This is a genomic window from Picosynechococcus sp. PCC 11901 (assembly GCF_005577135.1).
Taxonomy (GTDB): domain Bacteria; phylum Cyanobacteriota; class Cyanobacteriia; order Cyanobacteriales; family MRBY01; genus MRBY01.
On sequence record NZ_CP040360.1, the window covers coordinates 2,194,385 to 2,217,043 of the forward strand.

At 49.4% G+C, this 22,659-nt stretch carries 20 protein-coding genes and 1 pseudogene; 7 read left to right on the plus strand and 14 right to left on the minus strand.

Annotated features, from left to right (window positions below):
- Positions 1-86: 86 nt before the first annotated feature.
- The 10 genes and pseudogenes from FEK30_RS11550 to FEK30_RS11595 all read right to left on the minus strand — a co-directional run bounded on the left by FEK30_RS11550 (position 87) and on the right by FEK30_RS11595 (position 9,534).
- Positions 87-434: pseudogene (locus FEK30_RS11550) on the minus strand (HepT-like ribonuclease domain-containing protein).
- On the minus strand, positions 424-729 hold the full coding sequence (locus tag FEK30_RS11555; RefSeq protein ID WP_138073264.1) for a nucleotidyltransferase family protein: 306 nt from the start codon (positions 727-729) through the stop codon (positions 424-426). The pseudogene FEK30_RS11550 and the gene FEK30_RS11555 overlap by 11 nt, the downstream one beginning before the upstream one ends.
- A 78-nt stretch (positions 730-807) precedes the next feature.
- Entirely contained in the window at positions 808-3,633 is a 2,826-nt protein-coding gene (gene uvrA, locus FEK30_RS11560) for an excinuclease ABC subunit UvrA (protein ID WP_138073798.1), read from the minus strand.
- 205 nt (positions 3,634-3,838) lie between these two features.
- The gene (locus FEK30_RS11565; protein ID WP_138073265.1) at positions 3,839-4,444 is read right to left on the minus strand and encodes a fasciclin domain-containing protein; all 606 of its coding nucleotides are present in this window, start codon (positions 4,442-4,444) and stop codon (positions 3,839-3,841) included.
- Positions 4,445-4,684: 240 nt separating this feature from the next.
- On the minus strand, positions 4,685-5,104 hold the full coding sequence (locus FEK30_RS11570; protein WP_138073266.1) for a hypothetical protein: 420 nt from the start codon (positions 5,102-5,104) through the stop codon (positions 4,685-4,687).
- Between the two features lie 74 nt (positions 5,105-5,178).
- The gene (locus tag FEK30_RS11575) at positions 5,179-5,946 is read right to left on the minus strand and encodes an S-layer homology domain-containing protein (protein WP_138073267.1); all 768 of its coding nucleotides are present in this window, start codon (positions 5,944-5,946) and stop codon (positions 5,179-5,181) included.
- Between the two features lie 157 nt (positions 5,947-6,103).
- Positions 6,104-6,583, minus strand: a complete 480-nt coding sequence (locus tag FEK30_RS11580) for a hypothetical protein (protein WP_138073268.1) — start codon at positions 6,581-6,583, stop codon at positions 6,104-6,106.
- 111 nt (positions 6,584-6,694) lie between these two features.
- Positions 6,695-7,882 (minus strand): CapA family protein, encoded by a 1,188-nt coding sequence (locus FEK30_RS11585; protein ID WP_255447866.1) that lies wholly within the window; start codon positions 7,880-7,882, stop codon positions 6,695-6,697.
- A gap of 157 nt (positions 7,883-8,039) precedes the next feature.
- The gene (locus tag FEK30_RS11590) at positions 8,040-8,507 is read right to left on the minus strand and encodes a hypothetical protein (RefSeq protein ID WP_138073269.1); all 468 of its coding nucleotides are present in this window, start codon (positions 8,505-8,507) and stop codon (positions 8,040-8,042) included.
- 64 nt (positions 8,508-8,571) lie between these two features.
- Positions 8,572-9,534, minus strand: a complete 963-nt coding sequence (locus FEK30_RS11595) for an aldo/keto reductase (protein ID WP_012307088.1) — start codon at positions 9,532-9,534, stop codon at positions 8,572-8,574.
- A 113-nt stretch (positions 9,535-9,647) separates the two neighbouring features.
- Here FEK30_RS11595 and FEK30_RS11600 point away from each other — a divergent pair, with 113 nt between their 5' ends.
- The 4 genes from FEK30_RS11600 (at position 9,648) to FEK30_RS11615 (ending at position 13,079) form a co-directional block, all read left to right on the plus strand.
- The gene (locus FEK30_RS11600; protein ID WP_138073270.1) at positions 9,648-12,170 is read left to right on the plus strand and encodes a sigma 54-interacting transcriptional regulator; all 2,523 of its coding nucleotides are present in this window, start codon (positions 9,648-9,650) and stop codon (positions 12,168-12,170) included.
- A gap of 214 nt (positions 12,171-12,384) precedes the next feature.
- Positions 12,385-12,594 carry a chlorophyll a/b-binding protein gene (locus FEK30_RS11605; RefSeq protein ID WP_012307090.1) on the plus strand — a complete coding sequence of 70 codons (210 nt, stop codon included), beginning with the start codon at positions 12,385-12,387 and terminating at the stop codon, positions 12,592-12,594.
- A 47-nt stretch (positions 12,595-12,641) separates the two neighbouring features.
- On the plus strand, positions 12,642-12,839 hold the full coding sequence (pgr5, locus tag FEK30_RS11610) for a cyclic electron transport protein PGR5 (RefSeq protein ID WP_012307091.1): 198 nt from the start codon (positions 12,642-12,644) through the stop codon (positions 12,837-12,839).
- A 27-nt stretch (positions 12,840-12,866) separates the two neighbouring features.
- Positions 12,867-13,079: a hypothetical protein gene (locus tag FEK30_RS11615; protein WP_030007154.1), complete on the plus strand. Its 213-nt coding sequence runs from the start codon at positions 12,867-12,869 to the stop codon at positions 13,077-13,079.
- Between the two features lie 149 nt (positions 13,080-13,228).
- Here the strand turns inward: FEK30_RS11615 and FEK30_RS11620 are convergent, their stop codons facing one another.
- Positions 13,229-13,528, minus strand: a complete 300-nt coding sequence (locus tag FEK30_RS11620; RefSeq protein ID WP_030007153.1) for a sll1863 family stress response protein — start codon at positions 13,526-13,528, stop codon at positions 13,229-13,231.
- Between the two features lie 559 nt (positions 13,529-14,087).
- Between FEK30_RS11620 and FEK30_RS11625 the strand changes: the two genes are divergently transcribed.
- Positions 14,088-14,990: a hypothetical protein gene (locus FEK30_RS11625; RefSeq protein WP_138073271.1), complete on the plus strand. Its 903-nt coding sequence runs from the start codon at positions 14,088-14,090 to the stop codon at positions 14,988-14,990.
- 63 nt (positions 14,991-15,053) lie between these two features.
- Positions 15,054-16,235 carry a DUF1176 domain-containing protein gene (locus tag FEK30_RS11630; protein ID WP_138073272.1) on the plus strand — a complete coding sequence of 394 codons (1,182 nt, stop codon included), beginning with the start codon at positions 15,054-15,056 and terminating at the stop codon, positions 16,233-16,235.
- Between the two features lie 8 nt (positions 16,236-16,243).
- Here the strand turns inward: FEK30_RS11630 and FEK30_RS11635 are convergent, their stop codons facing one another.
- From FEK30_RS11635 to FEK30_RS11645, 3 genes are read right to left on the minus strand one after another with little or no spacing between them, the layout of a single operon-like run.
- Positions 16,244-18,613, minus strand: coding sequence for an ABC transporter permease (locus FEK30_RS11635; RefSeq protein ID WP_138073273.1), 2,370 nt, complete (start codon positions 18,611-18,613; stop codon positions 16,244-16,246).
- Between the two features lie 2 nt (positions 18,614-18,615).
- Entirely contained in the window at positions 18,616-19,332 is a 717-nt protein-coding gene (locus FEK30_RS11640) for an ABC transporter ATP-binding protein (RefSeq protein ID WP_138073274.1), read from the minus strand.
- Positions 19,333-19,344: 12 nt separating this feature from the next.
- Positions 19,345-20,727, minus strand: coding sequence for an efflux RND transporter periplasmic adaptor subunit (locus tag FEK30_RS11645; RefSeq protein ID WP_138073275.1), 1,383 nt, complete (start codon positions 20,725-20,727; stop codon positions 19,345-19,347).
- Between the two features lie 467 nt (positions 20,728-21,194).
- Here FEK30_RS11645 and FEK30_RS11650 point away from each other — a divergent pair, with 467 nt between their 5' ends.
- Positions 21,195-22,652: a PPC domain-containing protein gene (locus tag FEK30_RS11650; protein ID WP_138073276.1), complete on the plus strand. Its 1,458-nt coding sequence runs from the start codon at positions 21,195-21,197 to the stop codon at positions 22,650-22,652.
- Positions 22,653-22,659 lie beyond the last annotated feature (7 nt).

Genomic DNA, 22,659 nt, shown 5'->3' on the forward strand with positions numbered 1-22,659 from the left:
GCGATCATTGGTTTACTTTAGATAATCTTAAGAGTATTGAAATGATACTTTTTGCAATTAAGCTATTGTCAAGAGTCAAGATTGATCTACAAAATATCGTCGTTTTCAAGCATCAGTCGAATGCAAGCTTGGAGAGAATTTAATTTTGTCTGTATAATGCTCCAAACAATTTTGGTATTTACACGAAAATACGTGTGAGCAATAATATCTCTCAAGCCAGCAATCTTCTTTCACTCAATTTGTGGATATTGATCGCGTAGAGAATCCGGAATTTGTTTTGTTGCTTCGCCAATAATTTGCAAATTGTGAGCGATCGCATCAAGGCTTCGACTGTCCTCGCAAAGCTCTTCATAGGTTAAATTTTCAGCATAGTTTTGAATTTTTGTAATGCTTTTGAGAATATCGGTGAGATAGAGACGAAGACTACGGGACATAAATCGCTTGTTTAAGGATATTTTCTCTAATTTGGGGTTTGAGATCTTCTTTGATGACAAGATCTACTTTACGATTAAATAGCTCCTCAAGAAAAAATTTAAAATCCATGTAAATATCAAATGTAAGTTCAGTATTAAACTCTACTAAAAAATCCAGATCACTATCGATAGTCGCTTCATCACGGGCAGTAGAACCAAATAGAGCGAGTGACTTTACCCCAAATTTTTCAAGCTGATCACGGCGTTTTTCGAGGCTAGAAAGGACAAAACTTTGCTTAAGTATTTCGGGCTTCATAAAATCACCTGCCGACAGCAATACACTTTTTTTCGTGATACTTGTTATTGTACTGAATGTGTTGGCGATCGCCGTTTATTATTTCTTTGTTAATAGCGGCTTGAGGAATTGACCTGTGTAGGATTCTTTGACTTTAATTAAATCCTCTGGTGTACCCGTCGCAATAATCTCGCCGCCGCGATCGCCACCCTCTGGCCCCAGATCAATCAGCCAATCACTACAGCGAATTACATCCAAATTATGCTCAATCACCAACACCGAATTTCCCTTATCCACCAGCCGTTGCAACACATTTAACAGGTGATGCACATCGTAAAACGATAAACCCGTCGTCGGTTCGTCAATCAAATAGAGAGTTTTACCCGTTGCCCGCCGCGACAATTCCGAAGCCAGTTTCACCCGTTGTGCTTCTCCGCCGGAGAGGGTCGGTGCTGGTTGTCCCAAGCGAATATAACCCAAGCCCACATCCACCAGAGTTTGCAAGCGATTTGCCGCCGTCGTAATATTTTCAAAGACTTCCAGAGCTTCCTCCACCGTCATATTCAACACATCCGAAATAGAATAGCCCTTAAATTTCACCTGAAGCGTTTCGCGGTTATAGCGTGCCCCCTTGCATACCTCACACTGCACATAGACATCCGGCAAAAAATTCATCTCGATCACATTTACCCCTTGCCCGCCACAAGCCTCGCAGCGTCCGCCTTTCACGTTAAACGAAAACCGCCCTTTTTTATATCCTCTGGTTTTCGCCTCTACCGTCTCCGCAAACAGATTCCGAATCGGATCGAAAATACCCGTGTAGGTCGCTGGATTGGAGCGGGGGGTTCTGCCGATGGGAGATTGGTCAATGACGATCACCTTATCGATGGATTTTAAGCCTTTGACATCGCCCAACTCCTTCGGGAAAGGCACATTCCGATTCAGGCTATGTTGCAACGCCGGATAAAGCAATTCATTCATCAGGGTCGATTTCCCCGAACCGGAAACCCCCGTCACTGACACCAATTTGCCGAGGGGAATTTCTATATCGATGCCCTTGAGATTATTTTTCGTGCAATTTTCGAGGCGTAATCTGCCGCCGTTGCCTTCCCGTCGCTCTGGGGGCGTGGCGATCGCCCGTCTGCCGGACAGATAAGCACTGGTGAGGGATTGTTTATTTTTCAGAAATTTGTCAAAGCTGCCCTGAAAGACGATTTCGCCGCCATGTACCCCCGCTTTTGGCCCAATATCAACGATGTGATCGGCGGTGCGGATCGTGTCCTCGTCATGTTCGACTACAATTAAAGTATTGCCGAGATCCCGTAATTTTTTGAGGGTTTGCAACAGTCGCTCATTGTCCCGCTGGTGGAGGCCGATGCTGGGTTCGTCGAGTACATACAACACCCCCGTTAGCCCTGCGCCGATCTGGGTGGCAAGGCGGATGCGCTGGGCTTCGCCGCCGGAGAGGGTCATCGCCGCCCGATCAAGGGTGAGGTAATCTAAACCAACATCCAGCAGGAATTGTAACCGCGCCCGAATTTCCTTTAGGGCTAATTCCCCGATCAATTTTTGGCGATCGCTTAACTGCAAATTTTCGACCCGTTCGAGACAGTCGCGGATGGCAACGCTGGTCAATTCGTCGATATTATATTGCCCTAAACGGACGGATAATGCTTCTGGTTTAAGGCGTTTTCCGTGGCAAACTTCACAGGGTTGATTAATTAAATATTTTTCCAGTTTATCTTTGATCGCATCGGAATTTGTATCTTCATAATTGCGTTCTAATAGTTTTAAAATTCCCGAATAATGACGATAGTAACCTTTGCCGCCGCCATAGCGAGATTCCTCCTCAAACCAAATCGGTTCTTCGGTGCCATGGAGTAAAATTTCTTGGTGTTCTTTACTGAGTTTTTCCCAGGGTGTTTGGATCTCAAAACCGAAGTTTTGCCCAAGGTTATACAGCAACGATAAATAATAGGTATTTTCTTTTTCCGACCAAGGGGCGATCGCTGCGTATAGAGGCTGCTTCGGGTCGGGGATCACAAGTTCGGGAGAAAAGCGCCGATGACTGCCTAGGCCGTGGCAAGCGGGACAAGCGCCATAGGGGGAGTTAAAAGAGAACAAACGGGGTGATAACTCTTCCATGACTGCGCCATGTTCGGGGCAAGCAAAATTTTCGGAAAAAATAATCTGTTCACCCGTCTCAATTAAATCAACAATTGCTGTCCCTTCGGAGTGTTTTAAACAGGTACTCAAAGAATCCACTAAACGCTCCTGAATCCCCTCTTTTTTCACCAGACGATCCACCACAATTTCAATGGTGTGATAGTGATTTTTATTGAGGGTGATATTGTCACTGAGTTCACGGGTTTCGCCATTAATTCTCACCCGGGCAAACCCTTCAGAGGCAATACTAGAAAGGGTCTTTTTATGGGTTCCCTTTTGGTGGCGCACAATCGGTGCAAGCAACTGAAATTTCGTTCGATCCGGCAGTGCCAACACCCGATCACACATCTCATCGATGGTCTGGGGCGCAATCGGGCGATCGCAGTGGGGACAGTGGGGTTCCCCCGCCCGCCCGAAGAGTAACCGCAGATAATCGGCAATTTCCGTGACCGTGCCGACGGTGGAGCGGGGGTTATGGGAGGTGGATTTTTGGTCAATGGAGATCGCTGGACTCAAACCTTCAATGGCATCCACATCGGGCTTGTCCAACTGCCCCAAAAACTGGCGGGCGTAAGCGCTGAGGGATTCCACATAACGGCGCTGCCCCTCCGCAAAAATCGTGTCAAACGCTAAGGACGACTTCCCCGAACCCGACACCCCCGTAAACACAATCAACTGGTTACGCGGCAAATCGAGATCCACATTTTTTAGGTTGTGCTGTCTTGCGCCACGGATGCGGATTTGGTCGGATTTGCTCATGGGGGGCGATCGCCAATTTTGAGAAAAGTGCCTAAACATTATAAATAGACCTGTCGAGAATTTCAGAACCCTTTCCAGGCCAGATCCTCAGCGGCAAAACCACAGTTGGGTTTTAAATGAGTCAAAAAGAAAACCACAGCCCGATGCCGTGGTTTCACAGATAACCTAAATAGTTATGGTGCTAAATCGCTTTGCTGAGATCAACCTAGAGATTCTCGCTAGTTTCACTAGATGTTTCCAATTCTGCCATTAATGCAGGGGGCACAATCACGGAATCAATCACATGGACAACGCCATTGCTAGCTTCGATATCTGCCATGACAACATTTGCATTGTTGACTTTCACGCCATCATCGAGGGAGATTACCACATCACTACCTTCAACGGTGGTGACAGCCCCAGCACTGAGATCAGTGGACATGACATTACCGCTGACCACGTGGTAGGTCAAAATTTGAGTGAGGATTTCCTTATTTTCAGGGAGTAAAAGACTTTCGAGCACGCCATCGGGCAGGGCGGCAAAAGCATCATTGGTGGGAGCAAAAACAGTAAAAGGGCCTTCGCCAGCAAGGGTCTCGGCGAGATCAGCCGCAGAAACTGCCGCCACAAGGGTCGAAAAAGCATCGTTGCTAGCAGCAATGTCCACAATGGTCGGTGCTGTCATTGCCGCTGCGGGTGCAGGCGCTTCGGCTTCGGTCATGGGCTTGGTTTTGTCTCCGTAGCTGCCATAGTCCCCTGCTTGGGCAACGGTACTAAAGCCAAGGGTGCTACCAAGGGCTAGACTGAGGGCGAGGGTTTTTGTAAAACGCATAGATACTTCCTGTCTGTGAGCGAACAATAAAGTTGTTTCTTTTCGTAGTGTTTTGTAAAGAAAACTTTACAATCCTCCTCACTGTAGCAAGTATTTTTCGTTTTGGCAGGAATTGTCTGGAAAGGTCTATTTATCGGGAAATGGCGGAACTTTCTGGGGGAAACGACAGTCTAAGAACAGTTATTTTTGAAATTTGTTGGCGATACCACAGGCCACAAAGCTTAGAGCAGACTTGACTTTTTAAGAAAGAACGCGCAGGGGATAAATCGTCCACATTTGCCCCGTAACCGTGGGGAGATAAATTTTAAAATTACGGCCATCGGTTGCCAGTTTGGTCACAACTGCAAACAAATCATTCACAAAGGGAGAGACATGGCGGAGGCGATCGCAACCACTTTGTACCAACTTTAAACACCAGTGGCGCAGCATATCATACAAAACTTCGAGGCCAATGTAGATGGCGACCTGCTGGAGTTGACTAAGGTTGAGGGTCAGGGGCGAAAGGCAATAAAGCCAGCATAAGAAACCAAAGATTGCGAAGGTAAGGGCGAGTTTGAGGGAGTGGTGACGGAAAAAAGTAGTGATAATCATCGGACTGGCCTGCTCTGTTGTGGTACTGCTTGATAGTTGCCACGTCCCAGAACAGATGCAGTATTTCATTTATCTACCCACAGCGAAAGCTCCCCAACGCAATAGGATTAGGGAGGAGAGACAAGTACTTTTGTTTTGTCGATTTATAAACGAGGGTTTGCTAGAGCATCTTTAATGGGGTCGCCTTTGCGAAACTTCGACAATAAAATAGCAGCCTCTGCCCGGGTCACTGCGGCTTTTGGTTGGTACAAGCGGGTTGTCCCATAAACTCGCTCAAAGTTTCGGCCACCCGCCGCATTTCCCGCATCAAAAGCAATATAGCTCAAATAGCGATCATCCATTTCTGCAACATCATGAAAGCCACGAGTGTGTTGAAGATATTGACGTAACTGCTCAGGACTACGACGAGAATTTCCCTTAGAATCCAATTGACTTTTTAGCGCAATCATCTGCTCCCTCGTCAGGGGATCATTCGGCCGAAAGCTCCCATCTTCAAAACCGGAGATAAAGCCAGCTTCATAGGCGGATTGAATATAAACAGAGTGGGGATTATCAGGGGAAACATCCGAAAAAGCAATCCCAGAAGCGCTGGAAAGCCGAATGGGTGAATCATGCATGGCATTGTAAGCTTTGACTAACCAAGCGATAAATTCATCTCGCTGTATTGGTTCACTGGGGTTAAAGCGATTACTATCTGCTGTGATGACACCTAATTGAGTTAATTGAAGGATTTCAGTCTCTCCTTCGATATCTTGAATGTCAATAAAAGGATTAGGGAGATCAGGTCGAGCTAAAAGTAAGGGTGCTTTTAGTCCCAAAGGTTGAGCTTGAATCGATGGTAAAGCGACCTGTCCAATAAGCGCAAATAAAGGCAGAAAAAGAGCAATTTGTTTGAATTTTAAGGGTCTCATCTTTAACTCCTAATCTTTTGGAGTATTCAGGCTATTTTTTGATCTTAGGGAGTATTTTTGTTTTTAACCCTAAGCAGAAATACCTGGAAAGAATTGGATTTTGGTGAAAACTTCCCAGGTATCCCCTGACAAGGGCCAGAATTGGCGATCGCCTTGTTTAGAAAGAGAAGAGAGAGCTTTGGTTTTGGAAGCTATTTTGGAAACTGTTGTTGTTGACGCTGTTGCCGAAACCAATTCCCGCACCTGTTTGGCTTGCACCCACCTGGGCGACACTGGCATTATTGCCGAACCCAAAGGCGTCGGATTGGAGCTGGGTGCTGGATTGACCAAGATTGTTATTGACGTTGTTGAAAAAGCCATCAGCCACAGCAGTCTGGGAACCGACAATCGTTGACTGGGCACCGTTGTTACCACCACTAAAGAAACCGCTTTGGTTTTGGAAATTTGATTGGCCCATGGTGTTAGAAGTAGAGTTGCCGACGCCAACAGCGGCACTGGTCTGTTCAGAAATCATTGTGCTGCTAGAAACATTATCGGCTTTAGCGGGTTGAGCGATACTCAGGACACCGAGGGCAAGGAAAGCACCAGCGGCAGCAAGTTTGAGGGACTGGGGGCGGGAGAAAGCGAAAGTAGTCATGGGTCAGTTACCTGTTGATTGATTGTTGTGTGTTGCCAGGTGATAGTGACCGAAAATTTTGCTTATGCAGTTTGGAGCGCAACTTTTTTGAAAATCCTTCACCATCAAGGGTTACAACGTTCTTGGTAAAAGCTGGCCATCTGCTTGAATCGTTAAAGGCGTCTCCGGAAAATCCCGCTGGGTCAACTGTTGCATCCGCTTAATCGCTGTCCCCGTGGCATCGTAAAACGGAAATCCCTGACCGTTGAGGCGCACAGGATGAAGTTTCCCCTTCAGAAAACGCCCCTCACTACTCATCGAAACCTCTAAAATAACGCTTTCGGCGAGGGTACTGGCCACTGACAGGGCACCATCGGCGACGAAATTACCGAGGGAATAGGCGATCAAACGGCCTTGGTAAAGTTCTACTGCCCGGAGCACATGGGGGCCATGGCCAACAATTAAATCTGCTCCGGCATCAATCAGAGTCCGGGAAAATTTGTGGAGGTCGCCACGGTTTTCCCCAAAAAACCATTCCGTACCAGGCCGGACGCGATTTGCCCCCGTACCTTCGGCACCAGCATGGACAGAGATCACGATAATGTCGGCTTTGGCGTCGGCTTCCTTGACCAGAGCGACAGCAGCATCTAGGTCTTGAACCATATTGTGATATTGGTAAGTGCTAAAACCGATGAGGGCGACGGTGAGGTCTTTGTGTTGGTGGTAATGGATTTGGTTTTTAACGCCAATGGGGGCAATGCCAGTGTCTGCAAGGGTCGTTTGGGTATCTTGAAAGCCTGTTTGTCCGTAGTCGAAGGTGTGGTTATTTGCAATACTAAGGGCTTGGAATCCTGCATCCTTGAGGAGATTGGCGTAGCTAGGGGCCGTCCGAAAAGCAAAGACATTGGGGCGACTGATATCTTTTGCGGCGTAGGGATGATTGGTAAGGGTTGTTTCTAGGTTGCCGATAAGGAGATCGCTCCAACCGAGCTGGCCTTCGACCCCGGCAAACATTTGCATTTTCTGTTCGACTTGGGGCGTTTTCGAGTAGCGAGTCCCTGGGGCCATATCCCCAACAGCCTTGAGGGTGATGACGGTCGTTTTGGTTTGGGAGATGGGGGCGATCGCCTTGGCTGCATCGGTGGCAATTGTAGCGAGGGTGCTGTTGCTAATGGCGACGGAAGTGCTGATAAAAGAGACTTGTTGGCGTTGATAATGCCTAAATCCGAGGATGCCAAGGGAAGTGATAATTGTTAGGCCACCTAAACCCCAGGGCAACCAACGGCGCAGGGAAACGGTAGACAAAGGAAACTGTGCCATAGCAACGGACGCAAAAGTACCGCTTTATCGTACTGGATTTTTGGTGCTTCGATGTTTAGGAGACACAGAAAATAAATCACCGGTGGCGATCGCCTTTTTCTTGCCCTGATTCTTAACACTTATTATTGGCGAACTTTTAGGGCCGTTAAAAATATATTTACCAGCGGGTGTCGAGGTAGATATTTTGGTCGTTGTGGTAGGTGGGCCGTTGCCAGGGGTTGCGCTGCCAATAGGTGCTGAATTGGGGTGATGAACTAGGCTCTTTTTTCCAAGGCTGTTGCCAATGGGGTTCATATTGCCAAGGGCGACTTTTCTTGCTTTTGAAAGTATTGCTAAAAGAATAAGTATGGTGGCTAGTCGGCCGTCGGTAGTGGGCTGGTTTCCAGGGGCGATCGCCTGGTCGTCGATGGGCGCTAGACCCAGGGTAGCTATGGTAATAGGGCGAGCGGGAGTAGTAGGAATTGCCGTTGATAAAGGTATTGGGGCCAAAGGTCTGGATACTGTATTGATTGCCTCGACCATCTTGGCAAGTGGTATAAAAATCGCTAATCCGGAGACAGGTTCCCTGGGCCGCGACGGGGATCGCCAGACAGGAAATCCCCAGGGCCAAAATTAAAGCTTTCATTGGGTTGATGCAGAGCGCTGAAACTTGCCTTCAGTATAGCCAAAGGATTTGAATTTCCTGGTGCTTACCAGTTCCATAGGAGCGGATTTTCGTCTAGAGGATCAGTCACTGTCCGCCCGATATGGTCAATGGCTTCGAGATCTTTAGCCGTTAACTCGACATCGATGGCCTGGGCATTGGCGATCGCCTGTTGGGCATTGCGCGCGCCGACGATGGCATTGGTTTGGGGCTGCCGAATCAGCCAGGCGATCGCCAGTTGAGCTAAGGTGCAATTCTTTGTCGTGGCGATCGGTTTCAGGAGTCCGAGGGCCGTTTGTACCCGTTGATAATTTTCTGGGTCAGCATAGAGACGGTTGTGGGAGCGGTGGTCCCCCGCCGCAAACTGGTGATCGGGGCCAAATTTCCCCGTCAGCAGACCCTGAGCCAAGGAAGAATAGGCGAGGATCGAAATCTGCTGGGCCGCACAGAAAGGTTGAATCTCCCGTTCAATGGCCCGCCAAAATAAAGAATAGGGCGGTTGAATGCTATCGATTTGGCCGTGTTCCATGGCTTCCTGGAGTTGCGCCAAGGAAAAATTAGACACACCAATGGCGCGAATTTTGCCCTGTTCTTTCAATTGATTCAGGGCGGCCATGGTTTCAGCGATGGGCACCAGGTCAGAATTCCACGTTCCCGCTGGCCAGTGGATTTGATAGAGATCAATGTAATCTGTTTGGAGCCTGTTGAGGGAATTTTCGCAGGCGGTGATCACCTGGTCGTGGTGGAGGTGATTGGCAAAGACTTTCGTTAATAGGGTCACTTGATCCCGTTGGGGGGCGATCGCCTCGGCGACCCGACGTTCAGAATCTCCATCGCCATAAATTTCAGCGGTATCGATGGTCGTAATGCCTGCATCTACGGCGGCACGGATCCCGGCCACAATTTCTTGGTCGTCAATATCCGCCCAATTGCGCTTGCCCGCTTGCCAAGTACCGAGAATAATCGGGGTGATTTGGACGGCACTTTGGCCTAGTTGTCTTGTTTTCATAAGCTCGTTTTTCTGGCGGGTCATTGGTTCCACTGTAGCTTGTTCCGCTGGGGAATTAATCTACTCCGTCAGATTCGATAAGCTGGGGGAGCAAGGGTTGGAGGAAAATAAACATGACCATCCAGGAACGTTTGATTTGGTTGCAAGAACGCACCAGTCTCGGTTGTCTGTCGCTGGAAACCCTAGGGGCGATCGCCACGGCACTCCAAAGGCAAACCCTCCCTCCCCAACAGACCCTCAGCGAGATCGACCAAGCTCCCCAAGGTTTGTATATCCTGATTTCCGGGGAGGTGATCAGCCACAAAAGCGCGGCTGCACCAGAGACCAACCCCCTAACCAGAGGCAGTACGATCAATCTGCGGCCTTTACTCCTTAATGAAGCTTCCCAAGAGGCGATCGCCACCGTCACCGACACAGAAGTGTGGTTTATGCCGCGCCAACAGTGGCAAGACCTGATCCAAAACTATCCTGAAATTACCCAGGCCTTTTCCCAGGATCTCGCCCAGGAGCTGGCAGAAGTCGCCCAAGCTCTCCAACAGGAACAGCAACAGCAGGAAATTTTGCGCCCCTACCTTGTCACCAAAGCAAAACGGGGGGTTGTGGGCAAAAGTCGCTACGCTAAACGCCTGCGGCAACAAATTCGTGAGGCGGGTACCCATGATCGATCCATTTACATTTTTGGGGAACCGGGTTTAGAAAAAGATAATTTAGCCGCCTTGATTCACTACGGTTCGCCCCGACGCCGACAGCCGATTATTAAAATCGATTGCAGCATTCTCCAAAAAAGTGGTGCTGAACTCTTTGGCCGCACCGATGGTAAAAAAGGTCTCTTGGCATGGCTGGGAAAAGGCACCCTAATCCTCAACAAAATTGAAGAATTGCCCCCGGAACTGATCGATAAAGTCGCCACGTTAATCGAAACCCAGACCTATACCCCCATCAGTCGCCCCGGTGATCCAGAACCTGTCCCCCAACAAACGGCGGCAAAATTGGTGGCGATCGCCGAACGACAACTCCCCGCCGTGGCCCGCCATTTTTCTGAAACAATTAAAGTGCCGCCGCTGCGGGTGCGCAAAGCAGATCTCGCGGCCCAGGTGGAATATTACACCAGCTTATTTTGCCGGGCGAAGGGCCTTGATAAACCAACCCTCACCCCCGAAGCCCTCCGTCGCCTCCAGTCCTATGACTTTCCGAACAATATCCGCGAACTGCAAAACTTGGTAGAACGGGCCATTGTCCAATCGGATCAAGGGTCAATACTCACCGAAGAAATTTTTTGGTCAGCCCAGGGGAAACAAAAACGCTTTCGCCTCAATTTACTCAATGCCTATCCTACCTTTCGCCGCTTTCTCCGGAGCGCTTGGTGGCCCGACCGCATTAACTATGGTTTTACGGCGATCGCCTTTCCGTTGATTATTGCCGTTCTGTTTCTCGCCCCCCAAACCCGCGACCAAAACTTTGCGTTGAATTTCTTTTGGGCTTGGTGGTGGCCCCTGGTGCTCCTCGCCTTTCCCTTTGTCGGTCGTCTTTGGTGTGCCGTTTGTCCGTTTATGATCTACGGGGAAATTACCCAAAAAATTACCACTGAACTCCTAAAGCGCGACCTCAAACCCTGGCCCCGTCAGCAGGCAGAAAAATGGGGCGGTTGGTTTCTCTTTAGCTTATTTGCCCTGATTTTCCTCTGGGAAGAACTGTGGGATTTACAAAATACAGCTTATCTCTCGGCTTGGTTGCTGATTATTATTACTGCCGGGGCGATGATCTGCTCGGCGATCTTTGAACGGCGGTTTTGGTGTCGCTATCTTTGTCCCATCGGCGGCATGAATGGCCTCTTTGCAAAACTCTCGATGACGGAGTTGCGGGCGCAACAGGGCACTTGTTCAGCGGAATGTAGCACCTATCAATGTTACAAAGGCGGCCCCCAAAAGGGTGAAGGCTTAGAAACGGCGGGCTGTCCCCTCTATTCCCACCCGGCCCAACTGGAGGACAACCGCGATTGTGTACTGTGCATGACCTGTCTTAAGGCTTGTCCCCATCGATCGGTAGCGGTAAATCTACGCCCCCCAGCCATTGAACTGTGGACAACCCACCGCCCCCGCACCTATGAAGTGGCCCTTTTACTATTACTCCTGGGGGGAATCTTTCTCCATCGGCTGCCAGAAATTAATCAAGTCCTGGGTTTAAATTTAGACCTCAGCCAATTTTGGCCCCACCTGGGATTGGCGATCGCCGCCTTGGGAGTGCCCGCTGGAGTAGTCCTATTAACAGGGGCCGTGGTGCAATTTTTAAACTCTCCCCCCAAGGCAAAACCCTTTTTACAATTGGCCTATGGTTATCTACCCTTGGTTTTGGGGGGGAGCCTCGCCCATTATCTCCGCCTCGGTTTAGGGGAAGCCGGTCAAATTTTACCCGCAACCATGGCCACCTTCGGTCTCCAGGGCAGCACCTTGCCAATTGTTGTCGCCCATCCCGCCGTGATTGCCTTTCTCCAGGGTTCAACTCTAATCTTTGCAACGCTCTGTACTTTTGTGCTCACGAAAAAAATGAGTAAACAATCCTGGCAATCGCTGTTGCCCCAGTACCTAACAAGTCTCGGTCTCGCCTGGGCGATGGCTCAGATTATTGTCGGTTTGTAACAGAGTTTTGTAACAAAACCCCAGGGCTTAACACCATTTTTTCAACCGTTATTGCTCTACCCCGATCCCCTGAAAGGATTGGGGTTACTACTGTTTGGGGCAAATAGGACTTTGATGGCTCACACCCCAGAAAAATATTTTTTCGTCAATAACTTGCAATATTTGTTTACATTTTGTTATATTTATTCATGTAAGCAAGCACGAGGTTCCCTCAATGGCTACTGGTTATACTTCCAACGAATTCGGTCAACTCAACAGCTTTGCAATCGAGCCTGAAGTCTACGTTGATACAGAACATACCGCCGGCTGGACAGCCTACGCCGAAAAGTTAAATGGCCGCCTGGCAATGATTGGTTTTGTGGCGCTCATCGCAACGGAATTGATTGGTGGCGATACCCTGATCAATCTCTTGTTCCAACTCTAATTTTTTAGTTTTTCCCAGTTATTTGTCGTTTTACGAGGCTAGTTGCAATGTTTGGTTCCCTGGTTATCTTGATTCGCAAAGTCATGGGTACAGCCCGTTTTAACAAAACCCGTGGTAAGGTCATTGGTCTTCATTGCAAGACAATCACCAACTTTTGCAACACCGTCGGCCTCGACGCAAAAACGCGACAAAATCTAATTCGCCTCGCGAAATCCAATGGCCACCGCCTAGGTTTCATGGCCTAAACCCCGTTGCATTCTTAGGTACTCACTATGTCCCGTCAACCGATCACCAAAAAACAAACCCCAGCTTCTCAAAATGCGGGTATTGTTGCGATTCTCTTTTTCCTAGCTGGTGCGCCCCACATCTACAGTTTTCTCAAACGCCGTTCCCAGCAGGGGGCAAGTCTTGGGGCCTTAGGGATGAAGATCTTAGGGTTGCTCGGGACGGGTACCATCGGGGCGATCGCCGTGAATGCTCTCTAGGGTTATCTATAGTTTTCTACAAGTTTGTCCAAGTTTTATTCTCCTCTACACGAGCAATCGTGATCATCAACTCTAAAACTCCGGTGGGATGGGGTTTTAGGGTTTTTTTATGGGAGAGATTAAAAGGCGTTCTCAATGAATATGGAGAGTTATGCCTTGAACTGGGCGATCGCCTTTTGCACCGCACTTTGAAACTCATGCCAAGACTTCTGACACCCTTCTGCGAGTTCTTGCCAAGCATTATCTGTACTGTGTTTCAGGTGATTGACCTGTTCTTGCAACTTAACTTTCTGGGATTCGAGGGCGGCAATGTTCGCCTCAAAAGCAGATCTCGCTTCCGCCTTCGCAAGATTGGCTTGGAGCTTTAATTCATCGATATTGCGAGAGGCTTCGTCAATTTGCTGGTGCAGTTGGGTGACTAGCTCGTCTTTATTGCTGGGTAAATTCATCGTTTTCTCCTCTTGTTCGACTGCGCTTCAATTGTTGATCAAGGCCGGGTAAACAAAGTCCGCTTATTTGCTGAAATTTGTTACGTCGTGGTCAGATAGCATTGTGCAGATCGCTCCACACTAAATCAAGTATAGAAAAAATATTGAAGTTTTTGGTTGTTCTAAGCCAAATTTTCATGTCAGGCTGATTCGTTTTAAATATGACTCCAGGAAGTGCGCCAGGTCTGCATTTTTTCTAGGGGTTAATTGTTTAGTTGTAGGGGAGAAATTCATAAAAAATCGATAAATTTAGGTTAACAACTTGTCATCGAAGTCTTCAATGAGCCAGAAAATGCTCTTAAGAAATCTTAATCTTGTCTTTCGGATTTTTGTAGGCAATTGCCTTGCGGCTTTCGAATTTATGTCACAAAAAATGTAACCATCGTTGAGGCCAGAAAAATCCTGTTTAAGCTGGGGGCATTAGTAAACGAGAAAAACTTTTTTGGCTTGGGATCGTCGGTGTAAATAAATCTCCGAATTTTAAATCTGTTGAAGCCAGAAGGTTATCGGCAAAGGTGTGATGATGAACAAAAAATTAGTTGGCAATTGTTTAATGATCGCTGGGGCGATCGCCCTTGGGGGAATTGGCATTTCACGACAGCTACCACCGGCCACCAGCCAAGGGGTTTGTCGGAATACGAATGATTTAAGCGCCGTTGATGCAACCCGTATTGTTAAGTTCGAGCAATTTGGTATCCAACTGGAAATTCCCCGAAATTTTCGGACGATGCTCCGCAATGATGGCAGCATTTCAATCCTCAGGCCGGGAGATTTTAATTTGATTCGTTGCCTTGCCCAAGGAACGCCCGTGCTAGGGACAGATGCGATTTATCCCCAGACCCTCCGGCGGCAACCCAACCCCCAAAATTTAACCCTCCAAGAATTTGCCCAGGGGCGCACCGTGGGGCCAAATCCGAAGGTCAGTCGGGCATCAATTAATGGCATTGATGTGGTTTTTGCGGAAATTCAAAGCCAGTTTGATGTGGCCTATGGTTGGTACGAAGCGCCGGATGTGCCGGGGATCGTTGAGGTGCAAAGCGTGAACAAGGCGTCTTTGGTGAATTTATTTGATCAGGCGACGTTATTGGCCCAGGCGAGCGAGCCACTCCTATTTGCTAACAACCAGGGGGCGGCCCAGGATCCGCTCATGGTGGCTTTGGCAACGGCAAAAGGCCTTGGTTACACTCCAGAGAGTTTTCGGGTCAGCATCGAACGACAAAACGATACGGTGGAAAACCCCCAACGCTCTACGGTGACGATCACCCAAGAAGGTCTGTTGGATGATTCGGTGCGGGGGCAACGGTTTACGATTTCCCTCAATAAAAATGCCAATGGCACCTGGACGGTCAGCGATCGCCAAGTGACCTGGCGCTGCCAACCGGGTCGAGGTTCCCAGACCTATTCAGCGCAACTCTGTCTCTAGCGTTTTTGTTGACTGGAATGTTTGACTGAAATTTAAAGTGATTACCCAGGAGCCCTGCCCACCATGCAAAAATTTTACTACTACACCCTCCCCGCCACGGCCTTTGTTTTCAGTGCGATCGCCGCCTATCAGTTTTTCGGGAACCGCACCACCGCCAGTATTCAGCCCTCGCCGCCCCAACCGGGCTTTGGTGCTGTTTTAAAACAAACCCCAACTGAACCTGAGCCGAGTCTTCCTACCCCAGAGCCGGGGATCACTCCACCAATCCCCGTGGCGATCGCCCGCACGGTGACCGGATCAGAAAAAGCCAGTATTTTTCAGCGGGTGGTGGATCAGCAAGCCAGCCTTGGTCTCTGCCTGGACAACGATAATTTGGCTGCGAATCTCGATGATGTGGCGGTGTATCAACAGGGCGAAGATCAATATTTGGTGAGTGTGCTGTGCTTTATGGCGGCCTACCAAGGAGCCTATGAATTTGTTTACGTTGACGGTGAAACCATCACCCATTCCCGCTTGGCCCTCGCTGGCTTTCCCACCTTTGACCCAGAAACTAGCGTTCTCAGCAATGGCTATAAATTTAACGGCGCAGGGACTTGCCTAGAGGACTCTGAATATTATTGGGATGGCTATAGCCTGCGGCTTATCTCTGCCAGTTTGATCGATGGCGTCCCCAATGGCTGTGCCGATCTCGGCGTGCGATCGCCCAGTGCAGATTATCTAATTACCGCCGAGGGGGTCGGGCCTGCCCGTCTAGGAATGACTTTTAGAGAGTTTAAAGCCCAACTTCCCGAAGCGGCCACCTTGGAAGCCGTGCCTTTGGGGGTCGATCTGCCCACCGGCTGGCAAGTAAATCTCTACGGTGCAGCCCAGTTCGTGGTGGCCTTTGATGGGGACAGTGGTGACAATCTTCCCGGTGACCAGGACAAAATTATTCGGATTATGGTGGACAATCCCAGTTACCGTACCGCGGCGGGGGTTGGCCCTGGCACTCCCTTATCCGAGGCGATCGCCGCCTATGGCCCTGCAACCCTCAGCTACAGCACAGAAAATGAAAGTCGAGAATTGATTCAATTTGCCGACTCCCCTTTCAGCACTGACCAAACATCCTGGCTCTTCTTCCGCTCGAATCAATGGACCCTAAGCGATTATGCAGGTATTTATCCTGATCGCCAAGACAGCTATCAAACGACCACCCAATACGAAGACCATGCCGCCATCGGCTCCATTTGGCTGACCCAATATTGATTGAGGGACTACTCTTGGATTTTTAAGACGGTCACTAAATTCAGGGTCTGAAGCTGGGAATAAATGAGCAGATTGGAGATGAGAGACGTGACAATGACGATCAAAGCCGTCAGCCCATAGATACCTGTGTTTAGGGTTAACGGTAGACGATAAAGCTCCGTATTGTAAGCTTGCACCAACAGCCAGAGCAGCAGTACCCCCAGCCCCAAACCCAAGGGAATGGCGATGAATGTGAGCAGAGTTTGTTCCCCTAGGAGGATAAAAGCAATTTCGGTTTGGGTAAATCCCATCACCCTCAGAGTGGCTAACTCGTGGCTTCTTTCGGACAGGGCAAGGCGCGCTGAATTGTAAACCACACTGAAAGTGATAATGCAGGCAAAGAGGACAATAATGCCGGTCATAATCTGGAGGCTTTCGCCGCTAATGGCTTGGAAACTTTCTAACAGAGCTTCCCGAAACGCAATGCCTTCAATGGCTGGTAACTGTTTGAGGGCTTGGTAAAGTTGCTCTTTTACGTGGGAGTCAATGAGGACATAGGCCCCGGAAATGACCTGGCCTTCACCCAGCATTTGATTCAGCGCTGCTAAATTCATGTAGGCCGATAGGCCAATCGGTTCATCCACTAAGCCCATCACCCAGGTTTGTGTTTGTTGGCGTTTCCCCTCAAGGACTTCGACTCCGAGGCGATCGCCAGGTTGAATATGAAGGATTTCCCCCAACTTGGTGCCCAAGACGAGGCCCCCTGGCGGTAAAGAGACGGGTTGCAGTTGACGGTTAACGAGCTGTCGTAATTCCCCTTGGGGTTCGAGGCCGGTAATCGCCAGGCGATATTGATAGTGGCCGTGGCGTAACCGCACTGGCACCGACCGAAAAACCTCCGTCTTGAGAATGCCTGGGAGGTGGCGCAGGTGATAGCGGCTGCGATAGGGCAACAGTTGATTAAACGTTAAGGTCATGTCTTCGCGCTGCACGGTTTGAAATTGGATATCCATTAAAGCCGTCATGGATCCTTGCAGGCCAAACCCCGTTAGTAAAATAGCCACAGCCACAGTAATGCCGAGGATCGATAAGCTAGCGCGGAGGGGACGACGTTCGAGATTGCGGAGAATAATCCGTCCGGCTGGCGAAAAAAACCGTTGTAAGCCCAATCTTTCGACCATGGTGGCGCGAAATGTCACGGGTTGTTTGGGTCGCATGCCCTCGGCTGGGGGCAAGAGAATCGCTTCCCGTACCGCCATCAATCCGCCAATACAGGCCGCACCACCACTAATAAGCAAGGCGGTGATGATCAGCAGGGCACTGGCTTCGTAGCGCAGGAAGGGAAAATGGAAAAAGTCTGCATACAGTTGGGTTAAACCTTGTCCGAGCCAAAGCCCGCAGGACAACCCCAAGACAGCACCACCACTAAAAACCAGCAACATGAATTTGAGGTAATGCCAGCCCACTTGGACATTGGTATAGCCAAAGGCCTTGAGCACGGCAATTTGTCCCCTTTGGATGGCGATCAGGCGGGAGATTAAAATATGCAGCAAAAAAGCGGCGATCGCCAAAAAGATTGTCGGTAGGATCGTGGCAGAAACTTCTAAACTCTGAATTTCATCGCTCACAATCCGGTGAGAAAATTGATCACGGCGACCATAGGCCCCCAAGCCGCCATACCGTTCGAGGAGGTGATCTAACTGGGTAATCACGGCCCGTTCATTAGCCCCAGGAGTCAACGTGAGCACGACGCTATTAAAGGCACCATCAAGACCAAAGGCGTGACCTAAAGCGGTTTCGTTGGCCCAGAGGATGCCAAAACGTTTGTCGTCTGGGTAAATATTTCCCCCGGAAACCGCATAGATATATTCAGGGCTGAGGGCAATGCCCGTGACCCGGAGGTTTTGCCAGCGACCATTGAGAATTGCCCCCAGGCGATCGCCCACTTGGATCTGATTGGCTTCGGCAAAGGCCTCACTGATGAGCACTTCCTCAGGCTGCTGGGGATCGGGAAAGGTGCCTGGACTGCGCAAAAACAAACCATTGAGCATCCCCTCGCGTCTAGGAGGCAGGGAAATTAACCGCGCTGTGGCCGGTTCTAAGAGTCCTGGTACATTGAGGGTGATATCAGCGACAATCCGGGTTTGTACTTCCTGAACTGCGTTGATGGCAGCGATTTGTGATTGTAGGTTTTGGGGCGCACGCTTCAGTTCCGCAAACACTTCCCCAAACCGATAGCGTTCATAGTAGGCTGTCTGGGTTAGCACCAGGGAATGGTAAGCACTGAGCATCATCACAAAACAAGCAATGCCACAGGCCACCACGAGGGCGATCGCCAAAAGTTGACCCCACTGGGCCTGTAGGTCTCGCCATAACTTCCGATCCAGCGATGCAACCATCCCTACCACTCCAAAAGCAATGGTGATTTTTTGATCGCGTTCGTTTCGATGGCGACAATTTCCCCACTGCGCATCCGCAAGACCCGGTCGGCCATAGCCGCAATCCCGGCATTGTGGGTAATTACGGCGACGGTGGTGCCCAGGTCGCGATTAATCTGTTCGAGCACTTGCAGCACCCGTTTCCCGGTTTGGAAATCTAAGGCTCCCGTCGGTTCATCACAGAGCAAAACCTCTGGTTGTTTGGCGATCGCCCGGGCGATCGCGACCCGTTGTTGCTCGCCCCCCGATAGTTGAGCCGGGAAATGATCGAGGCGATTCTCTAAACCCACTAAGGTCAGAGCCTCCGTTGGTGCCATGGCATGGGCCACCAGATCCGTTACGAGGGCCACGTTTTCGGCGGCGGTCAGACTTGGGATCAAATTATAAAATTGGAACACAAAGCCCACATGGTTGCGGCGGTAACGGGTGAGTTGCGCTTCATTGGCGGTGGTGAGATTTTTGCCCCGAAAAAAAATTTCGCCCGTACTCGGAATATCTAAACCCCCCAAAATATTCAGCAAGGTTGATTTACCACTTCCCGAAGCGCCCAACAGCACGACAAATTCCCCCTCGTATAATTCTAAATCGATATTTTTTAGGGCTTGTACGGCCACATCGCCGATGTAATAGGTCTTGGAAAGGTGTTGAATCCAAAAAAGAACGATGGGTGAGTCGGTCATAATTATCGCCCCCTAGTTTGTCGGCGCTGCACGGTCTGCTTGGGGCTGTACTCGACGCCCAGTTTGAATATCTCCAGAGGGATAAAGGATCACTTGATCATTGGCAGCTAAACCGCTTTTGACCTGGGCATTCTGTTCCGTTTTGTGGCCAATCTCCACCGCCACTGCTTGGGCCTGTCCCGCTTCCATGAGAAACACACACCATTGCTCATCGCAGCGAAATAGGGCGCTAAGGGGCACCTGCAATACATTTCTGGCTTGCCAAACCACGATCTGAGTTTCGACCCGATATTGATCGCCCAGGTTGGCGGGAATGTCATCGAGGCTAACCACCACATTTACCCGTTGTTCTTCGACGCCGAGGGCCGACACTTTGGTAAAAGCCGCTGGTTCAAGGCGTTTCACTTGGCCCGTCAAAGGGCGATCGCCACCCCATTGGTCGATGATGACAGGATTTCCGGGTTGAATCTGGGTCGCTTCACTAGAGAGCACATCCACCATCACCGCTAAATTTTGTAGATCTCCAAGCTCTAGCAGGGACTGTCCCGCTTCCAGATATTGGTAATTTTTTTGATAGAGACGCAGCACTTGGCCACTGATGGGCGCTTTGATCGCGGTGCGTTGGACTTGGTCGGTGCGGTTGGCAAGCTCTGCCTCTAAACTGCGAATTTGGGCATCATAAACTTCGAGCAAATAATCAGGATCCTGTTGGGTGGCCCGCAGTTCATCCCGTGCGGCGATCGCCTCTTGCAGATTCGCCTGGGCTTGGTTCAGTCTTTGTTGTGCCACTTCTAAATTTTGGGCGATCGCCTTGGTATTCAGTGCCAATGTTTCTAAAGCCTGTTTCGAGATAGCGCCATTGCGATAGAGAAATTCTCCCCGTTGTTGTTCCTGTTGCGCTTGGATGAAACGAATTCTCAATTCCGTGGCGATCGCCTGATCCGCTGCAATTTCCGCTTCAACCGCCTTGATCTTGGCTTCTGCTTGGGTCAAACTCTCTGTCTTCGGTCGGAGGGTGGCAACGCCTGTTTTTTCGGCTTGGAGGGCATTGATTTGGGCCAAGATTGCCGACACATCATTATCAAATTCGAGGGGATCAATCTGGGCGATTATTTGATCCTGGCTCACCGGATCACCGACCTCAAGATCCAGTCGGGGCACATACCCTGCAACGGGGGTAGACACCAGGTAGCGGTCCTCAAGGTAGGTCTGTCCTTCCTCAATGACCATCACTTGCAAAGGCCCCGGTTTAATGGTCACCACTTCTACCGGAATCGGTTTTGGGCGGAAGAGGACAACACAAATTCCAGCAACGGCGATGATCCCCAAACCATACAGCCATGGTTTGAGCTGAAGGTCTAAAACTTTTGAGGATGTGACAGCGTTTGTGGCCACGACGCAATGAAACCGATGGAGTCAGGTTATAAGTCTGGGAGCCTACTTCCATGGTAGCCATTGCCACTTACATCAGCCCGGTATAGTAATGTTTCGCTAAATCATACTGCGATCAATTATTTGGCGATCGCCTGATTCTGGGCCGGATTCTCTTTGCAAAACCTGAGGACGACAATCATCGCTGTTCCCTAGTAAAACCCTATTGGCTTTAATTTAAAATTATCAACACAAGTTAATATTTATTGACCAAAAAATTAAACCCTAAAGTAAAGTCTAAAACATTACCTATGGCCCTGAAATTACTTTGATACAATGAAAATAAGGAAAGATCTAGAAAAAAAGCAACAATTTAATTGTTAAAGTCGCAACAAATTTAGCCAGTGGTCAAATAGATTGACTATTCCTAAAAAGAAGCTTTTTCTAAATCTCAAAGCAATGTCCCCATTCTCAACACAGGGGGAAGGCAAATGAAGATTCAACAGGTTGCTAATTTTAGTAGTCGGACTGTTTTTCTCGGAGCCCTACTGATGTTCCAAGGGGCGACCCTCACCGCAGCCAACCCCTTCGATAATCTCGAAAATCGCTGTTTTGAGGAAGTTTGTGACCAGTACAACTGTCGCCTTGTGGAAGTTCCCTGTAGTCAGTCCGGCTCCCAAAATACGTCCCAGGAAGATGGCGGTGATGTGGCCCTTTCCTGTGGGAACTATGGTTTACCGTTTCAGGGGCCTTTAGAATGGACACCCTACCAAGAAGCTCTCAATGATGGCCCCCAAAACCCTGGGCCTGTGTACGTCATTTTTTCAATGATCACCTCAGAAATGCGGCCTAACTGGACTCAAAATAATGGGATCTGGGAAGTTACTGGCCCCTTTGATCTCAGGGCGGGCAAGGGTTATCTGCTAGAATTTGGCCCCCAAACGCGCCAAGTGCGGATGATCGAAGGCCCGCTGCCCTACTATGTCGAAGGAACCGCCAGTTGGGTACAGGTGCGAAACACCGACACGTTCCGCAACAGCTACGCCTATTGCATCGTTTCAGCAAATAAATATAACAGCGCCACCCAGTCCTCTACACCGAGCCAGACCCAAACAGGTGCAAATTCAAGGCAATGGCGAGGCACCTTAACGAGGAATAGTCGGGTTTTTGATGATGGGACATTTTACAATGCGCATCTATTTACGGGGCAAGCCGGAGATACGATTCAAATTACCCTTGAAACCCAAGCTTTTGATGGATTGTTGATTTTGGTTGATCCCCAAGGAGAAGCAATCGCACAAATTGATGACAACTGGAAAGGCGAAAAGGAAACATTAGTCATTAAACTACCCGATACGGGAGAATATACCATCGTTGTTAATAGCTATGAAGCCGGTGAAACAGGGGACTATCTTCTCAGTCTCAATCAAAATAATTCCGCTGCCCAAGCACCAACCGCCTCCCCAGAAGTGGCCCTTCAAGAAGTAACTCTTTTTGATAACAATAATATTTATGGTGTTCGTAATAGCCCAAGTAGTGCCACACAGTTTTCTTTACCGAATGCGGCACGGTTGACCTATTTTATGAACTACCATTGGAACGATGCCCGGGGTCAAGCTCCTGGAACAATGTGGCTGACCCATCAGGACGGCACAACCTATGGCCCCTGGCAAGCGACGACCCAACCGGGTCAAGGGGGCGTGCCCAATGCCTATTGGATTGTGCGCCCGAATGTCACCCTCAAAGCAGGCAACTATACCATTGGCGACAGTCATCCGAGCAGTTGGGCGAATAATCAACAATCGGGATTTAAGGGTATGTCTCTGCTCAAAGGCGTTTCGCTCGGTAGTGCCAATGGTTCTACTGGGAATGCTGGGAACGGCACAATCGATTGCAGTCAACTGGAAGGACTAGACCGCATTTTATGTGAGCATGACCCACGGAATTGACCATTGT

Bases quoted from the DNA above. Each gene is read 5' to 3' on its own strand.
- FEK30_RS11580 (WP_138073268.1), bottom strand. From the start codon at position 6,583: ATGACTACTTTCGCTTTCTCCCGCCCCCAGTCCCTCAAACTTGCTGCC.
- FEK30_RS11595 (WP_012307088.1), bottom strand. From the start codon at position 9,534: ATGAAAACAAGACAACTAGGCCAAAGTGCCGTCCAAATCACCCCGATT.
- FEK30_RS11620 (WP_030007153.1), bottom strand. From the start codon at position 13,528: ATGAATTTACCCAGCAATAAAGACGAGCTAGTCACCCAACTGCACCAG.
- FEK30_RS11630 (WP_138073272.1), top strand. From the start codon at position 15,054: ATGCAAAAATTTTACTACTACACCCTCCCCGCCACGGCCTTTGTTTTC.
- FEK30_RS11635 (WP_138073273.1), bottom strand. From the start codon at position 18,613: ATGGTTGCATCGCTGGATCGGAAGTTATGGCGAGACCTACAGGCCCAG.
- FEK30_RS11565 (WP_138073265.1), bottom strand. From the start codon at position 4,444: ATGCGTTTTACAAAAACCCTCGCCCTCAGTCTAGCCCTTGGTAGCACC.
- FEK30_RS11615 (WP_030007154.1), top strand. From the start codon at position 12,867: ATGTCCCGTCAACCGATCACCAAAAAACAAACCCCAGCTTCTCAAAAT.
- FEK30_RS11570 (WP_138073266.1), bottom strand. From the start codon at position 5,104: ATGAAATACTGCATCTGTTCTGGGACGTGGCAACTATCAAGCAGTACC.
- FEK30_RS11600 (WP_138073270.1), top strand. From the start codon at position 9,648: ATGACCATCCAGGAACGTTTGATTTGGTTGCAAGAACGCACCAGTCTC.
- uvrA (WP_138073798.1), bottom strand. From the start codon at position 3,633: ATGAGCAAATCCGACCAAATCCGCATCCGTGGCGCAAGACAGCACAAC.
- FEK30_RS11555 (WP_138073264.1), bottom strand. From the start codon at position 729: ATGAAGCCCGAAATACTTAAGCAAAGTTTTGTCCTTTCTAGCCTCGAA.
- FEK30_RS11625 (WP_138073271.1), top strand. From the start codon at position 14,088: ATGATGAACAAAAAATTAGTTGGCAATTGTTTAATGATCGCTGGGGCG.
- FEK30_RS11650 (WP_138073276.1), top strand. From the start codon at position 21,195: ATGAAGATTCAACAGGTTGCTAATTTTAGTAGTCGGACTGTTTTTCTC.
- FEK30_RS11590 (WP_138073269.1), bottom strand. From the start codon at position 8,507: ATGAAAGCTTTAATTTTGGCCCTGGGGATTTCCTGTCTGGCGATCCCC.
- FEK30_RS11640 (WP_138073274.1), bottom strand. From the start codon at position 19,332: ATGACCGACTCACCCATCGTTCTTTTTTGGATTCAACACCTTTCCAAG.
- FEK30_RS11605 (WP_012307090.1), top strand. From the start codon at position 12,385: ATGGCTACTGGTTATACTTCCAACGAATTCGGTCAACTCAACAGCTTT.
- pgr5 (WP_012307091.1), top strand. From the start codon at position 12,642: ATGTTTGGTTCCCTGGTTATCTTGATTCGCAAAGTCATGGGTACAGCC.
- FEK30_RS11585 (WP_255447866.1), bottom strand. From the start codon at position 7,882: ATGGCACAGTTTCCTTTGTCTACCGTTTCCCTGCGCCGTTGGTTGCCC.
- FEK30_RS11575 (WP_138073267.1), bottom strand. From the start codon at position 5,946: ATGAGACCCTTAAAATTCAAACAAATTGCTCTTTTTCTGCCTTTATTT.